15 protein-coding genes are annotated in these 14,578 nt (G+C 71.9%); 13 read left to right on the forward strand and 2 right to left on the reverse strand.

Annotated elements, in window-relative coordinates:
- The first annotated feature begins 166 nt into the window (after window positions 1–166).
- From VFE82_RS14195 to VFE82_RS14245, 11 genes are all read left to right on the forward strand, one after another.
- Entirely contained in the window at window positions 167–1,108 is a 942-nt protein-coding gene (locus VFE82_RS14195; protein WP_325000966.1) for an N-carbamoyl-D-amino-acid hydrolase, read from the forward strand.
- 383 nt (window positions 1,109–1,491) lie between these two features.
- Entirely contained in the window at window positions 1,492–1,890 is a 399-nt protein-coding gene (locus tag VFE82_RS14200) for a DUF2306 domain-containing protein (RefSeq protein WP_325000967.1), read from the forward strand.
- A gap of 25 nt (window positions 1,891–1,915) precedes the next feature.
- A complete protein-coding gene (locus tag VFE82_RS14205; protein ID WP_325000968.1) occupies window positions 1,916–2,461 on the forward strand; it encodes a DUF6622 family protein in 546 nt (181 codons plus the stop codon).
- 43 nt (window positions 2,462–2,504) lie between these two features.
- Window positions 2,505–2,777, forward strand: coding sequence for a 2TM domain-containing protein (locus VFE82_RS14210; protein ID WP_325000969.1), 273 nt, complete (start codon window positions 2,505–2,507; stop codon window positions 2,775–2,777).
- A gap of 14 nt (window positions 2,778–2,791) precedes the next feature.
- Window positions 2,792–3,817 (forward strand): dienelactone hydrolase, encoded by a 1,026-nt coding sequence (locus tag VFE82_RS14215; protein ID WP_325000970.1) that lies wholly within the window; start codon window positions 2,792–2,794, stop codon window positions 3,815–3,817.
- Between the two features lie 11 nt (window positions 3,818–3,828).
- On the forward strand, window positions 3,829–4,128 hold the full coding sequence (locus VFE82_RS14220) for a 2TM domain-containing protein (protein WP_325000971.1): 300 nt from the start codon (window positions 3,829–3,831) through the stop codon (window positions 4,126–4,128).
- Window positions 4,125–5,162: a sensor histidine kinase gene (locus VFE82_RS14225; RefSeq protein WP_325000972.1), complete on the forward strand. Its 1,038-nt coding sequence runs from the start codon at window positions 4,125–4,127 to the stop codon at window positions 5,160–5,162. The genes VFE82_RS14220 and VFE82_RS14225 overlap by 4 nt, the downstream gene beginning before the upstream one ends.
- Window positions 5,159–5,950, forward strand: a complete 792-nt coding sequence (locus tag VFE82_RS14230; RefSeq protein ID WP_325000973.1) for a LytTR family DNA-binding domain-containing protein — start codon at window positions 5,159–5,161, stop codon at window positions 5,948–5,950. Before VFE82_RS14225 ends, VFE82_RS14230 begins: the two co-directional genes overlap by 4 nt.
- 121 nt (window positions 5,951–6,071) lie before the next feature.
- Window positions 6,072–7,640 carry a sodium:proton antiporter gene (locus tag VFE82_RS14235; protein ID WP_325000974.1) on the forward strand — a complete coding sequence of 523 codons (1,569 nt, stop codon included), beginning with the start codon at window positions 6,072–6,074 and terminating at the stop codon, window positions 7,638–7,640.
- Window positions 7,641–7,766: 126 nt separating this feature from the next.
- Window positions 7,767–8,318, forward strand: coding sequence for a DUF3455 domain-containing protein (locus VFE82_RS14240; RefSeq protein ID WP_325000975.1), 552 nt, complete (start codon window positions 7,767–7,769; stop codon window positions 8,316–8,318).
- A gap of 47 nt (window positions 8,319–8,365) precedes the next feature.
- Window positions 8,366–9,478 carry a Kelch repeat-containing protein gene (locus VFE82_RS14245; protein ID WP_325000976.1) on the forward strand — a complete coding sequence of 371 codons (1,113 nt, stop codon included), beginning with the start codon at window positions 8,366–8,368 and terminating at the stop codon, window positions 9,476–9,478.
- Between the two features lies 1 nt (window position 9,479).
- Here VFE82_RS14245 and VFE82_RS14250 read toward each other — a convergent pair whose 3' ends face one another.
- A complete protein-coding gene (locus tag VFE82_RS14250; RefSeq protein ID WP_325000977.1) occupies window positions 9,480–11,261 on the reverse strand; it encodes a thiamine pyrophosphate-requiring protein in 1,782 nt (593 codons plus the stop codon).
- A gap of 527 nt (window positions 11,262–11,788) precedes the next feature.
- On the opposite strand from VFE82_RS14250, the gene VFE82_RS14255 reads away from it, so the two are divergent.
- On the forward strand, window positions 11,789–12,010 hold the full coding sequence (locus VFE82_RS14255; RefSeq protein ID WP_325000978.1) for a hypothetical protein: 222 nt from the start codon (window positions 11,789–11,791) through the stop codon (window positions 12,008–12,010).
- A gap of 91 nt (window positions 12,011–12,101) precedes the next feature.
- On the opposite strand, the gene VFE82_RS14260 is transcribed toward VFE82_RS14255, so the two are convergent.
- The gene (locus tag VFE82_RS14260) at window positions 12,102–12,569 is read right to left on the reverse strand and encodes a hypothetical protein (protein WP_325000979.1); all 468 of its coding nucleotides are present in this window, start codon (window positions 12,567–12,569) and stop codon (window positions 12,102–12,104) included.
- A 138-nt stretch (window positions 12,570–12,707) separates the two neighbouring features.
- Between VFE82_RS14260 and VFE82_RS14265 the strand changes: the two genes are divergently transcribed.
- Window positions 12,708–14,504 carry a glutamine--tRNA ligase/YqeY domain fusion protein gene (locus tag VFE82_RS14265; protein ID WP_325000980.1) on the forward strand — a complete coding sequence of 599 codons (1,797 nt, stop codon included), beginning with the start codon at window positions 12,708–12,710 and terminating at the stop codon, window positions 14,502–14,504.
- Window positions 14,505–14,578: the final 74 nt, after the last annotated feature.

Raw genomic sequence — 14,578 nt, forward strand, 5'->3', positions numbered from 1 at the left:
CCGCAGGCTATTGCCTGCGGCCCGCACGGCGGCCGCCGGGCCAATGTCCATGCGGGTCGGCAGCCCGCGCGGGCACGCGAGCGACAGCGCTGCCAGGCGTGCGGCGCACCGGCCCGCCGGCCCGCGGCGCCGGCATCATGGCCGCTGTCTTCAACCCGAGAACCGTATGAGCAGCAACAAGTTGGGCCTGGCCGTGGCGCAGATGGGGCCGGTGCACCTGGCCGACAGCCGCGCCCGCGTGGTGGGCCGCCTGCTGGAGATGATGCGCGAGGCCAGCGCGCGCGGCGCGAAGCTGGTGGTCTTCCCGGAACTGGCGCTCACGACCTTCTTCCCCCGCTACTGGATGACCGAGGAGGAGGCGCAGGCCCGGTTCTTCGAGGCGCAGATGCCCAACCCCCAGGTGCAGCCCCTGTTCGACGAGGCCAGGAAGCTGGGCATCGGCTTCTACCTGGGCTATGCCGAGCTCAGCGCCGAGGGCCGTCCCTACAACACCGCCATCCTGGTCGACCAGAACGCCAACATCGTGGGCAGGTACCGCAAGGTCCACCTGCCGGGCCACAGCGACCACAAGCCCGAGGCGCCGTTCCAGCACCTGGAGAAGAAGTTCTTCGACTTGGGCGACAAGCCGTGGGGCGTCTGGGACACGATGGGCACGCGCATCGGCATGGCGCTGTGCAACGACCGCCGCTGGCCCGAGACCTGGCGCGTGATGTCGCTGCAGAGCGCCGAGGTCGTCGTGCTGGGCTACAACACGCCGTCCCAGAACATCCACTGGGACGAGCCGGTGCACTTGCGCATGTTCCACCACCTGGTCACCCTGCAGGCCAGCGCCTATCAGAATTGCGTGTGGGCAGCCGCCGCGGCCAAGTGCGGCCGCGAGGACGGCTTCCACATGATCGGCGGCTCCGTCATCGTCGCCCCGACGGGCGAGATCGCGGCGCAGGCCAGCACCGAGGACGACGAGGTGATCTGCGTCAACGCCGACCTCGACCTCGGCAAGGCGTTCCGCCGGAACGTGTTCGACTTCGCGCGCCACCGCCGCCCCGAGCACTACGCGCTCATCGTCGAGCGGGTTGGCCCGGGCGAGCCGCTGCCCGAGAACCAGTGAGACGGCCGGGCGACGCCTTCCGCCGCTGAGCCGCGGCTGGCACGGCCGCTCGGCGATACCGTCTCGAGGGCGCGCGCCCTCCTCCACCGGCTGACGCGTCGACCCGGTCGCGCCTGACGGGGTGCGACCTGCTGCCGCGTTCCAGCCGGCTGCACAACCGCGGCCCATCGCGCCGCCTCTCCCGCCGCCTCTCCCGCCGCCCTCCCGCCTCGCTCCCCCGCCGGATCCGGCGCGACCAGCAGCCGCCCGGTCCGTCGCCGGACACGCCATTCGCTCCCGCCGGCCTGCATTTCGCCCCGCCGGGACGGCATTTCGTCCCATCCCGGTGGCCGCGGCCGGCGCCGGCTTGCACAGTGCGTCCATCGACGACACAGGAGCAAGCCATGCAACTCACCCCCGTCATCGCCGTCCACATGACCGCTGCGCTCGGCGCACTGCTCATCGGCCCGGTGGCCGTCTGGGCCGGCCGGTCGCGCCAGCAGCACCCGCGCCTGCACCGCGCGTTCGGTTACGCCTGGGTCACCCTGATGCTCATCGCCGCCGGCTCGGCGGTGTTCATCCGGGACTTCCGGCTGCCCAACATCGGCGGCTACACGCCGATCCACCTGCTGGTGCCGGTCACCCTGCTGAGCCTGTTCGCCGCGTTCTACAAGCTCGCCCACGGCAACGTGCGCGGCCACCGCATCGTGATGCAGGCGCTCTACGTCGGCGGCTGCCTGGTCGCCGGCGGCTTCACGCTGATGCCGGGCCGCTACCTGCACGGCGTCGTCTTCGGCGCCTGATCCCCAACCCACCAGGAGCCACACCATGCTGATCCAGCTCGTCTACCACCACCCCGAAGCGCTCGGCCCGATCCTGCGCCACACGCCGCCCTGGGTCTGGGGCCTGTTCGCCGGCCTGCTCGCCCTGGGCCTGTCCCAGCTGCGCGACCGCACGGCCAGCCTGCTGCGCGTCTCGCTGCTGCCGGTGGCCATGACGGCGTTCTCGGCCTGGGGAACGGTCTCGGCATTCGCCAGCTCCCCGCTGTTCGGCGCGGCCCTGAACGTCTGGATCGGGCTGGCGGTGGCGCTGTTCGCGCTCATCGCGCCGGGCCGTGCCAATGCCACCTACCACCCGGGCAGCCGCAGCTTCGACCTGCCCGGCAGCGCCGTCCCCCTCCTGCTGATCTTGGGGCTGTTCCTGGTCAAGTACGCCGTCGGCGTCGAGCTCGCGATGGATCCTCACCGCATGACCAACGGCACCTTCGCGCTGACGGTGGCCGCGCTGTACGGCGCGTTCACCGGCCTGTTCGTCGGACGCGCCGCCCGGCTGTGGCGCCTGGCGATGCGCCCGCGTGGCCCGCTGGCGGCCTGAGTCCTTCCCGTTCCTCCCACCACCTTCCCAAGGAGTCCCCACCATGAACCAGGACCACATCGAACGCCTCGCCCGCCGCCGCGCCGGCGCCAAGCTGGGCTTCTTCATCCATGCTGCCGTCTACCTGCTGGTCAACCTGCTGCTGGCCTCGCTGGCGGCGGCGAGCGGCCGCGGCTGGGCGATCTATCCGGCGCTCGGCTGGGGCATCGGCCTGGCGGTGCACGGCGCCGTGGTCTTCCTGCTCGCCGGCGGCGCGATGGAGCGGCTGGTGGCGCACGAGCGCCAGCGCCTGAGCCTGCAGCGCGATCCGTGGTGAGCCGGGCTGCCGCCATGCAACGCCTCCTTGCCTGCGCCCTGCTCGCACTCTGCGCAGCCGCCCACGCCGGCACCGGTGTCACCGAGCTCGCCCCGCTGGCCGGCGACGGCCCCGTGACGGTCTTCTATCCCACGGCGGTCGACGACGCCCCGGTGGAACGCGGCCCCTACCGGCTGCGGCTGGCCACCGACGCGCCGCCGCACCGCGGCAACGGCCGGCTGGTCGTCATCTCGCATGGCTCGGGCGGCACGCCCTGGGTCCATTCGGACCTGGCGCGGGTGCTGGTGGCCGACGGCTTCGTCGTCGCCATGCCGCTGCACCGAGGCGACAACGCGCGCGACCCCGGCACGCCCGGGCCCGAGAGCTGGAAGCTGCGCCCGTCCGAGGTGTCGCGCGCGATCGACGCGGTGGCGCAGGACCCGCGCTTCGCGCCGCTGCTGGCGCTCGACAAGGTCGGCATGTACGGCATGTCGGCCGGCGGGCACACGGCCCTGTCGCTGGCGGGCGGGCGCTGGTCGCCGGCGCGGCTGCGCGACCACTGCGAGGCGCACCTGGACGAGGACTTCCCCGGCTGCGTCGGACTGGCGACGTCGCTCGATGGGAGCCTCCTGGACGGCGTGAAGAAGGCGGTCGCCCGCCGGGTGATCGCCCACCGGCTGGACGACAGCCGCTGGTACACGCACCACGACCCGCGGATCGCGGTGGTGGTGGCCGGCGTCCCCTTCGCGACCGACTTCGATCCGGCCTCTGTGGCGCAGCCGCGGGTGGCGCTGGGGCTGGTGCGGGCCGGCGACGACCGCTGGCTGGCACCACGCTTCCATGGCGACACCATCCTGGCCGCCTGCCGGCCGCGCTGCGAACTCATCGCCGACCTGCCGTCGGCCGGCCATGGGGCGCTGCTCTCGCCCCCGCCGCCGCTGGACCGGCTGGGCGCCACCGCGCGGCGGCTCCTGGAGGATCCGCCGGGCTTCGACCGCTCCCAGCTGCCCGCCGTCGACGCCCGCATCGCCGCGTTCCTGCGTGCCCACCTCGTTCCCTAGAATCGTCCTCAATGGCGCAACTCACCCCCGACGACATCGACCGGCTGGCGCGCAGGCGTGCGGGCGCGAAGATGGGCTTCTACTTCCATCTCGCGGTCTACGTGGTCATCAACCTGGCGCTGTTCGCGATCTCCGAGCAGGCCCTCGGCCACCGCCGCTGGTCCGCGTTCCCGCTGGTCGGCTGGGGCGTCGGCCTGGCCCTGCACGGCATTTCCGTGTTCGTGCTCGGACGCGGCAGCACGCTGCGCGAGCGCATGGTGGAGAAGGAGCGCCAGCGCCTGATGCGCGAGCACGGCGGGCCCCGGCCATGAAGCTGGACTGGCTGGGCAAGCTGCAGCACCTGCTGCAGACCATCGCGTTCTGCCTGGTCATCGTCGCGATCAACGCGATCTTCCGCCCCGAGCGGCCGTACGCGCCGATGGTTGCGTACTCGCTCTGCATCGGCATCCTGACCTGGGCCATGATCGACCTGGGCCGCCACCTGCTGCCGTCCGCGCGCGAGACCGGGTGGCCCACGGGGGCGAGCGGCCTGCTGCTGGTGGGCGGCAGCATCCTGCTGGGCTTTGCGGGCGGCAACCTGCTGGGCGACGCCCTGAGCCGCAGCCTCCAGCTGTACGGAAGCGCGCTGCCGCCGGACGACCTCGACCGCGAGCTGCGCAACTCGCTGGTGATCAGCATCATCGCGGGCCTGGTGGGCAGCTACTACTTCTACAGCCGCAGCAAGGGCGCCTACCTCGAGCGGCAGATGGCCGAGGCGCAACGGCACGCCGGCGAGGCGCGGCTGAAGCTGCTGGAGACGCAGCTGGAGCCGCACATGCTGTTCAACACGCTGGCCAACCTGCGCGCGCTCATCGGCGTCGATCCCCAGCGGGCGCAGCAGATGCTCGACCACATCATCGCGTACCTGCGCTCGACGCTGGACGCCTCGCGCGCCACCACCCATCCGCTGCGCGCCGAGTTCGACCGGCTGCGCGACTACCTCGAGCTGATGGCCATCCGCATGGGCCCGCGCCTGGGCTACACGCTGGAGCTGCCGCCCGAGCTGGCCGAGCATGCAGTGCCGACCCTGCTGCTGCAGCCCCTGGTGGAGAACAGCATCCAGCACGGCCTGGAACCCAAGGTGCAGGGCGGCCGCATCGAGGTGCGCGCGCGGCGCGACGGCGCGGCGCTGGTGCTGGACGTCACCGACACCGGCGTGGGGCCCGGCGAGGGCACGCACGGCAGCGGCTTCGGCCTGGCCCAGGTGCGCGAGCGGCTGCGCACGCTGCACGGCGACGCGGCCCACCTCACGCTGCAGTCCGCGCAACCCGAAGGCACCCACGTCTCGATCCGCCTGCCCGCATGACGCCTCCCACCGCCCTGATCGCCGAAGACGAACCGCTGCTGGCCCAGGCCCTGCAGGCCGAACTCGCCCGCGCCTGGCCCACCCTGCAGGTGCTCGCCACCGTGGGCGACGGCGCCTCGGCCGTGGCGCAGGCGCTGGCCCGCCAGCCCGACGTGCTGTTCTTCGACATCCGCATGCCCGGCATCGGCGGGCTCGAGGCGGCGGCCGCGCTGGCCGACGCCTGGCCGGCCGACCGCCCCTTCCCGGCGCTGGTGTTCGTCACCGCGTACGACCAGTACGCGGTGCAGGCGTTCGAGGCACAGGCCGTCGACTACGTGCTCAAGCCAGTGCAGCCCGCGCGGCTGGAACGCACGGTCGAGCGCGTGCAGGCGCTGCTCGCGCGGCGCAGCCCGGCCGAGACCGGGCTCGACGCGGCGGTGCAGCAGCTGCGCCAGCTGCTGGCCGCCGGTCCGCCCGCGGCCGCGCCGCTCAAGGTCATCCAGGCCGGCGTGGGCAGCAGCATCCGCATGGTCCCGGTCGACGAGGTGCTGGTGTTCGAGGCCGCCGACAAGTACCTGCGCGTGCTGACCGCGGGCCACGAGCACCTGATCCGCACGCCGCTCAAGGAACTGCTGCCCCAGCTGGACGCGCAGCAGTTCTGGCAGGTGCACCGCGGCACCGTGGTGCGCGCCGATGCGATCGAGGCGGTGACGCGCGACGATGCGGGCAAGCTGCACCTGCAGCTGCGCGGGCGGCCCGAACGCTGGCCGGTGAGCCGCCTGTACGCCCACCGCTTCAAGGCGATGTGAGTCCGCGGCCACCGGGGCGGCCGCGAACGGCCCCCGACGCCGGCGCCTTGCGCTACGCTGCCGGTCCGCTCCGGCCCGAGCGCCGAACGCCGGAGGCCGGACACCCGCACGAAAGCCCGCCTTGCCCCTGTTCCAGTGGACGCTGACGCTGCTCGTCGCCGCCGTGGTGCTGTCCGCCATCGCGCGGCGCCTGCGCGTGCCCTACCCGTCGCTGCTCGCACTGCTGGGCGTGGCACTGGCGTTCATTCCCGGCACGCCGCATCCGGTGCTCAGCCCCGAGCTGGCGCTGGCACTGTTCGTCGCGCCGGTGCTGCTGGACGCCGCCTATGACGCATCGCCGCGCGACCTGCGCAAGCACTGGCTGCCCATCACCGCGCTGGTGCTCGCCGCCGTCGGCATCACCACCGTGGCGGTCGCGGTCGTGCTGCGGCTGCTGGTGCCCGAGCTGCCCTGGGCGGCGGCCATCGCCGCCGGCGCGATCACCGCGCCGCCGGATGCGGCGGCCGCCTCGGCGGTGCTGAAGGAAAACCGGCCCCCGCACCGCATCCTGCAGATCCTGGAGGGCGAAAGCCTGTTCAACGACGCCAGTGCACTGCTGGTCTACCGCATCGCCGTCGCGGTGGCGATGGGCAGCAGCTTCGAGCCGGCCAGCGCCGCCCCCATGGTGCTGGGCGTGGTGGCAGGCAGCATGCTGGGCGGGGTGGCGGTGGCATGGGTCCACACGCGGGTGCTGCAGCGGATCACCGACGTGCCGAGCGCCATCGTCATGCAGTTCGCCGGCACCTTCGGCGTGTGGATCGCCGCCGAGCACGCGGGCCTGTCCGGCATCCTGGCCGTGGTGGCCTTCGCGATCACGATCGCCCGGCGCGCGCCCGCCACCACCCCGGCGCGCATCCGCCTGCCCTCCAACGCCGTCTGGGCCACCACCGTCTTCATCCTGAACGCGCTGGCCTTCGTGCTGATCGGGCTGCAGGTCGGGCCGATCCTGGAGCGGCTGGACGCTCCCACGCGGGCGCATTACGCGCTGGTGGCGCTGGCCGCGCTGCTGGCCGTGGTGCTGGCCCGATTCGCCTGGGTGATGGGCTACGACGCCGTCGCCCGCTGGCGCGCGCGCGGGCTGCCGGCGGCACCGGACGGCTCGAGCGCGTCGTTCAAGGGCGGGCTGATCGTCTCGTGGTGCGGCATGCGCGGCATCATCACCCTGGCCAGCGCGCTGGCCCTGCCGGAAGGCTTCCCCGGGCGCGACCTGATCCTCGTGGTGGCCTTCACGGTGGTGGTCGGCACGCTGGTGCTGCAGGGGCTGACGCTGCGGCCGCTGCTCGCCTGGGTGCGCCTGCGCGACGACGAACCGGTGGCGCGCGAGATCACGCTGGCCCATCGCCACCTGCTGACGCGGGCGCTGGGCGTCATCGACGGCAACACCTCCGAAGCGGCCTCGGCACTGCGCTACGAACTGGAGGCCCTGTGGCGCCCGCTGGCCGCCAACCGCTCGCGCGTGACGATCGACCATGCCGAGTACCTCGGCCTGCGTCGTGAGGTGAACGCGGCGGCCCGCCTCGAACTGGTGCGGCTGCGCGACCGCGGCGAGATCGGCGACGACGCGTTCCACGCGGTCGAGCAGAAGCTGGACCGCGCCGAGCTGTACGCCGGCACGCGCAGCCGGACCGCTCGGGAATCCGACCCGCCCTAGCCCGACAGAACGGAGCCTGCGGGAAGGATCGAAGCATTTCGAGCCCGGCCTTGAATCCGACCCGGCCCGCACCGCGTACAGCTCCTGACGCCATCGCGTCGCCACATCAGACAAGGAGCCTGACCCATGAAGAACCTCACCCTGGCCGCCTGCGCCGCCGCCGCCGCCCTGCTGTCCGCCTGCGCGGGCGGCCCGATGGCCATGTCCCAGCCGTTCGACCAGGGCATGCTGCCCGCGGCCGTGCAGGTGCCCACCGGCCACAAGGTGGCCATGGAGACGGTGGGCGCGGGCGACATCACCTACGAATGCCGGGCCAAGGCCGGGATGGCGGGCCAGCACGAATGGGTGTTCGTCGGCCCCGACGCCCGCCTGATGGACCGCAGCGGCAAGATGGTCGGCAAGTACTACGGCCCGCCCGCGACCTGGGAGAACCTGGACGGCTCCAAGGTCACGGCCACCCAGGTCGCCGTCGCGCCCGCCGCCGCCGGCAGCATTCCGCTGCAGCTGGTCAAGGCCAACCCGGCCATGGGCAGCGGCGCGATGACCGGCACCAGCTACATCCAGCGCGTGGCCACCCGCGGCGGCGTGGCGCCGGCCAGCGCCTGCGGCGCCGCCAACCTGGGCGCCAAGGAAGTGGTGAAGTACCAGGCCGACTACATCTTCTACAAGCCGGTCTAAGGGCAACGCCGCATCGGCGGCCGGCGTGCCGGGGCTAAGCTGCGCCCATGCCGACCCGCCGCCGCCTTCTTCTCGCCGCCCCGGCCGTGCTGGCCGGCTGCGTGCAGCCTGCCACCGGACCGCAGGGGCAGCCCGACCCCCACGCGGCCCACCACGGCCTGTTCGAGCGGCTCAACCAGCCGGGACGCACCGGCCTGCCCGCGCAGGCGGCGGTGCAGCACGTCTTCGACAGCCCCGCGCCGCGCGCTGCCCGGCCGGGCCGCTGGGCCGCCCGCGCCGCCTTGCCGCTGCCACGCAGCGAGATGGCGTGGGCCGTGGCCCTGCAGGGCCGGCTGCACCTGGTGGGCGGGTACGGGGAGCAACGGGTCGACCGCCCCTACCACCATGCCTACGACCCCGCCACCGACCGCTGGAGCCCGCGCGCGCCGCTGCCGCTCGGCGCCAACCACGTCGGCGTCGCCGCCGAGGGCGACACGCTGTATGCGGTTGGCGGCTTCATCGAGCAGAACCGCAAGCCGCACGCCGAATGCTTCGCCTGGTCGGCGCGCGACGACCGCTGGCGTCGCATCGCGCCACTGCCGCAGCCCTGCGGCGCCACCGCCTGCGTCATGGCGGGGGGCGTGCTGCACGTGATCGGCGGCGCCGTGGGCGACACGTTCGAGACCAAGCGCTCGGTCGACTGGCACCTGGTCTACGACGCTGGCGGCGACCGCTGGCGGCGGGCCGCCCCGTTGCCGACCGCGCGCGACCACACTGGCACCGTCGCCGCCAACGGTCTCATCCACGTGATCGGCGGGCGCGTGGACAGCTTCCACACCAACAGCAACCTGCACCACAGCTACGACCCGCGCAGCGACCAGTGGACGATGCGCCATCCGCTGCCGACGGCGCGTTCCGGGCACGGCGCCGTGCTGGTGGGCGGCCGCATCTTCGTGATGGGCGGGGAAGGCACGAACCGGGTGTTCGGCCAGAACGAGGCCTACGACATCGCGCAGGACGGCTGGCAGCACTACGCCCCGATGCCGACGCCGCGGCACGGCCTCGGGGCCGCGGCCATCGGCGACACCATCCACGTGGCCGGCGGCGGGCCGGTCATGGGCGGCGGCGTGCAGAGCGCCGTGCACGAAGCGTTCACCGTGCCGGCAACGGCGGCCGGCTGAATCAGCCGCGCACCGACGCCCACCATTCCCGCGCGGTCGCCCGCAGCGTGGCGATCGCCTCGGGATCGCGTTTCCACAGCGCCGACAGGTACGACTTGGCCTGCTTGCTGGTCACGTGTGGCGGGATCGGCAGCACGTTCGGGTCGGTCACCGCCTCCAGCACCACCGGGCGATCGGACGAGAGCGCCTCTTCCCAGGCGATGCCGACCTGGTCGGGCCGGTCGATGCGGATGCCGCGCAGCCCGAGCATCTTGGCGTAGTCCGCATAGGGAAAGGCCGGCAGCAGTTGCGAATCGTCGAAGCGCGGCATGCCGGACGTGCCGCGCTGCTCCCAGGTGACCATGTTGAGATCGCCGTTGTTCAGCACCAGCACGATCAGCCGCGGGTCCTCCCACTGCTTCCAGCGCGCGGCCACCGTGATCAGTGCGTTCAGGCCGATCATCTGCATCGCCCCGTCGCCCACCAGCGCCACGACGGTGCGGCGCGGGTGCGCCAGCTTGGCCGACAGCGCATACGGAAGCGCGCAGCCCATGGAGGCCAGGCCGCCCGACACCGAGCCCATCATGCCCCGGCGGAACTTCAGGTCGCGCGCATACCAGGCCGCGGTGCTGCCGGAGTCGCACACCACGATGCTGTCGTCAGGCAGGCGCGGCGACAGCTCCCAGAACACCCGCTGCGGGTTGATCGGCCGCGTGTCGGCCATCGCGCGCTCCTCCAGCACCTTCCACCAGCGACGCACGCCGTCCTCGATCTGCTGGCGCCAGGCCCGGTCGTTCTTCGGTTGCAGCAGCGGCAGCAGTGCCTGCAGCGTGAGCTTGCTGTCGCCCACCAGATTGAGCTCCATCGGGTAGCGCAGGCCCAGGCGCCGGTTGTCCAGGTCGATCTGCACGCCCCGCGCCTGGCCTTCCTTGGGCAGGAACTCCGAGTACGGGAAGCTGGACCCCACCATGAGCAGCGTGTCGCAGCCTTCCATCAGGTCCCAGCTCGGCTGGGTGCCCAGCAGGCCGATCGAGCCCGTCACGAACGGCAGGTCGTCGGGCACCGCCGCCTTGCCCAGGAGCGCCTTGGCGATGCCGGCGCCCAGGCAGTTGGCGATCTCCACCAGTTCGTCGCCGGCATGCAGCGCACCGGCGCCGGCCAGGATCGCGATCCGCTGGCCCGAATTCAGGATGTCGGCCGCGGCCTGCAGCGCCGCGGCGTCGGGCACGCTGCGTTCGCCGGTGACGCCGATGCCGGTGTGCACCGTGCCGTGTTCGCGCGGCGGCTCCTCCACCGCGTCTTCCTCCTGCAGGTCGGTCGGCACGATCACGCAGGTGACGGTGCGCTGGTCCCGGGCGATCCGCATCGCGCGGTCCACCAGGTGCCGCACCTGGCCGGGCACGGTGGCCATCTGCACGAACTCGTGCGCCACATCCTTGAACAGCGCGGCGAGGTCCACCTCCTGCTGGTAGTCGCCGCCAAGCGCGGTGCGCGCCTGCTGGCCGACGATGGCCACCACCGGCTGGTGGTCGGCCTTGGCGTCGTACAGCCCGTTGAGCAGGTGGATCGCGCCCGGCCCCGAGGTGGCCATGCAGACGCCGACCTCGCCGGTGAACTTGGCGTGCGCGCAGGCCATGAAGGCGGCGAGCTCTTCATGGCGGCTCTGCACGAACTGCATGCCCGGGCCGATGCGCTCGAACGCGCCCATCAGCCCGTTGATGCCGTCACCGGGATAGCCGAACACGCGCCGCACGCCCCAGGCGTGCAGGCGCTCGAGGATCTGGTCGCCCACTGTCTTGCCCATGCGGCAGTAGAGCAAGCCCCACCGAGCCCGGCCATCGGTGGGCAGCCCCAGGCGCAGTAGGCGCGCTCCAACGTCGAGCAGGCGCGATCCGCAGGGATCCCGCTACCAACGGCCGCGATTGCACGGGACGCTGGAAATGCGGCGTCGTCCTACAGGCAGGCCGGGAACCCTGCGGTTTACTACAGCCAACGGTTTGCAGGAACCGGCCGGTGCAGATGCCGGCGGGTTCCTCTCTCGGAAATCACCCCGACTCCTCTGAGTCCCCTCCTCCTCCGGGGTGAGCTGGTCCGGCCCTCCGTCCCGCGACTGGCATGTTGCCCCCAGGCTGACACCTGGGGGCTCTTTTTTGTGCGCCCGCTTTCCATCGTCGCCATCTGCGTCGGCAGGCGTACGCGTCCCGCCCCGAGCGCGTAGGAGAGCACCGATGGGTAAGGTCCCTCCTACCGTCGGTCCTGATGCGTTCGGGCACGCAGGCCGCGTGGCGCGCAGTACTTTGGTTGACGCCGGAAGAACACCGGCCCCCCACCATGGCCCGCGACGACAAACCCCCACGCGATCCCGAAGGCAAGCGCCCGGAAGGCGGAGCGCCGCGTGGCGGAGCCGCGCGCTCCGCAGCCTGGCCCCGCCCGGGTCGCAGCGGCTACGGCATGGAAAGCATCCGACCGCATCTGCGTGCACAGCTGGAGCAGCAGAAACTGCTGCGCCCCACCTTTCCCCCGGAACCCGAGGATCCGGGCGAGAAGTCCTGACCGCGCCGCCCAAAAAAAAGCCCCCGGTCGAGCCGGGGGCAGCCTTGGAGAACGCTTTCAGTCGTTCACCGGGCCGGGAGACGCATCGTCCTCAATCCCAGTGACGGTGGCCGTGCCGGTCATGGCCGCGGCCGTGACCATGGCCGTGGCCATGGTTCCAGTCGTTGCCGCGCCAGCCGCTGCGGTACACCGGGCCGCGCACGACGACCTGCGGCTGCTGCACCAGCACGGGCGGCCGGTAGTAGCCGACGGCGCCGGCCGGGTACACCACCTGCGGCTGGGTGTAGACCACCGGGGGTTGCGTGTAGACGACCTGCGGCTGCGTGTAGATGGTGTTCGGATACACGGCCACCGGGGCGGGCTGCACGATGACCGGCTGCTGGTGGACGACGACCGGACGCGCGGTGCCCACGCCGACCTGCACGCCCGGGGCCGGGCTGATGCCCACCGACCAGCGGACGTCGCCGCCGGCATGCGCCAGCCCCGCGGAGCCCAGGGCGGCTGCGCCGAGGGCGAGCGCGGCGGCGAGCTTGGGCGAGAGGAAGCGGCTGAACTGCATGGAAATCTCCTGTTGGCAGGGCACCGGGTGCGGCGCCTCTGTGCCTATTGAACGCGTCAGCCCCCCACGGGAGTACGGCTGCACGGTCAAACCCGTTAGCAGACGTAACGCGCCTGGGCGGAACCCTAGAATCGCCACGTGAGCACCACCCCTTCGGCCGACAAAGACGGCGTCAAACCCAGCAACTTCCTGCGCCAGATCATCGAGCGCGACCTGGACCAGGGCACCTACAGCCAGCGCCGCTGGGCCGGACGCCCGGCCGATGCGGCCACCCAGCAGGCCGGCCAGCCTGACCCGGCCCGCATCCGCACGCGCTTCCCGCCCGAGCCGAACGGCTACCTGCACGTCGGCCATGCCAAGAGCATCTGCCTGAACTTCGGGCTGGCGCGCGAGTACGGCGGCGTGTGCCACATGCGCTTCGACGACACCAATCCCGAGAAGGAGGAGATGGAGTACGTCGAGGGCATCAAGGACGCGGTGCGCTGGCTCGGCTTCTCGTGGGACGCCCACGGCACCAGCCACCTGTACCAGGCCAGCGACTACTTCGACTTCATGTACCGCGCCGCCGAGTACCTGATCGAGGCGGGCCTGGCCTACGTGGACGAGCAGTCGCCCGAGGAGATGCGCACCAACCGCGGCGACTTCTCGCGCCCGGGCACCGACAGCCCGTTCCGCAGCCGCTCGATCGACGAGAACCTCACGCGCTTTCGCGAGATGCGCGCCGGCAAGCTGCCCGACGGCGCCGCCGTGCTGCGCGCCAAGATCGACATGGCCAGCCCCAACATCAACCTGCGGGACCCGGCCCTCTACCGCATCAAGCACGCCGAGCACCACCACACCGGCAACGCCTGGTGCATCTACCCGATGTACACCTACGCGCACCCGATCGAGGACGCGCTGGAGAACATCACCCACAGCCTGTGCACGCTGGAGTTCGAGGACCAGCGGCCGTTCTACGACTGGCTGCTGGACCGGCTGCGCGAAGGCGGGCTGATCAACACGCCGCAGCCGCGCCAGTACGAGTTTGCGCGGCTGAACCTCACCTACGTGATCACCAGCAAGCGCAAGCTCAAGCAGCTGGTGGACGAAGGCCACGTGAGCGGCTGGGACGACCCGCGCATGCCCACCATCGTGGGCCTGCGCCGGCGCGGCTACACGCCCGAGAGCCTGCAGCTGTTCGCCGAGCGCATCGGCGTGAGCAAGGCCAGCCAGTGGATCGACTTCAGCACCCTGGAGATCGCCCTGCGCGACGATCTCGACCCCAAGGCCGCCCGCGCGATGGCGGTGCTGGACCCGGTCAAGCTGGTGATCGAGAACTGGGGCGAGGTGATGGGCGGCGACGACCGGCTCGACCCCTGCTCCGCCCCCGTGCACCCCCACGACGAGGGCCGCGGCCGCCGCACCTTCATGTTCGGCAAGGAGCTGTGGATCGAGCGCACCGACTACGAGGAGACCCCGCCCAAGGGCTTCTTCCGCCTGTTCCCCGGCAACAAGGTGCGCCTGAAGTACGGCCACGTGATCGAGTGCCTGGGCGCCGACAAGGACGCCAGCGGCGCCATCACCCGGGTGCGCGCGAAGCTGATCCCCGACACCAAGAGCGGCACGCCCGGCGCCGACGCGGTGAAGGTCAAGGGCAACATCACCTGGGTCGGCGTGGCCGACGGCCTGAAGGCCGAAGTGCGCCTCTACGACCGCCTGTTCGCCGTGCCGCAGCCGGACACGGGGGAGAAGGACTTCCTGGAGGAACTGAACCCCGAGTCCCTGAAGGTGGTCACGGCTTACGTGGAGCCCTCGCTCGCCTCAGCGACGGGAGACGAGAAGTTCCAGTTCGAGCGGCACGGGTACTTCGTGGTCGACCGGAAGGATCACGACGCGTCCAGCGGGAAAGTCGTGTTCAACCGGGTGACGGGCTTGAAGGACAGCTGGGGAAAATAGAGCCGGCTCGATCGCGCCACCCTGACAGCGTGGACGCGGCCGCGCTGTCACCAGTCGTTGGCGGTCAGCATGCC

The sequence above is a fragment of the Ramlibacter sp. genome, from assembly GCF_035655895.1.
Classification (GTDB): domain Bacteria; phylum Pseudomonadota; class Gammaproteobacteria; order Burkholderiales; family Burkholderiaceae_C; genus Ramlibacter.

Coding starts and splice junctions, on each gene's coding strand:
- VFE82_RS14195 (WP_325000966.1), top strand. CDS start 167: ATGAGCAGCAACAAGTTGGGCCTGGCCGTGGCGCAGATGGGGCCGGTG.
- VFE82_RS14200 (WP_325000967.1), top strand. CDS start 1,492: ATGCAACTCACCCCCGTCATCGCCGTCCACATGACCGCTGCGCTCGGC.
- VFE82_RS14205 (WP_325000968.1), top strand. CDS start 1,916: ATGCTGATCCAGCTCGTCTACCACCACCCCGAAGCGCTCGGCCCGATC.
- VFE82_RS14210 (WP_325000969.1), top strand. CDS start 2,505: ATGAACCAGGACCACATCGAACGCCTCGCCCGCCGCCGCGCCGGCGCC.
- VFE82_RS14215 (WP_325000970.1), top strand. CDS start 2,792: ATGCAACGCCTCCTTGCCTGCGCCCTGCTCGCACTCTGCGCAGCCGCC.
- VFE82_RS14220 (WP_325000971.1), top strand. CDS start 3,829: ATGGCGCAACTCACCCCCGACGACATCGACCGGCTGGCGCGCAGGCGT.
- VFE82_RS14225 (WP_325000972.1), top strand. CDS start 4,125: ATGAAGCTGGACTGGCTGGGCAAGCTGCAGCACCTGCTGCAGACCATC.
- VFE82_RS14230 (WP_325000973.1), top strand. CDS start 5,159: ATGACGCCTCCCACCGCCCTGATCGCCGAAGACGAACCGCTGCTGGCC.
- VFE82_RS14240 (WP_325000975.1), top strand. CDS start 7,767: ATGAAGAACCTCACCCTGGCCGCCTGCGCCGCCGCCGCCGCCCTGCTG.
- VFE82_RS14245 (WP_325000976.1), top strand. CDS start 8,366: ATGCCGACCCGCCGCCGCCTTCTTCTCGCCGCCCCGGCCGTGCTGGCC.
- VFE82_RS14250 (WP_325000977.1), bottom strand. CDS start 11,261: ATGGGCAAGACAGTGGGCGACCAGATCCTCGAGCGCCTGCACGCCTGG.
- VFE82_RS14255 (WP_325000978.1), top strand. CDS start 11,789: ATGGCCCGCGACGACAAACCCCCACGCGATCCCGAAGGCAAGCGCCCG.
- VFE82_RS14260 (WP_325000979.1), bottom strand. CDS start 12,569: ATGCAGTTCAGCCGCTTCCTCTCGCCCAAGCTCGCCGCCGCGCTCGCC.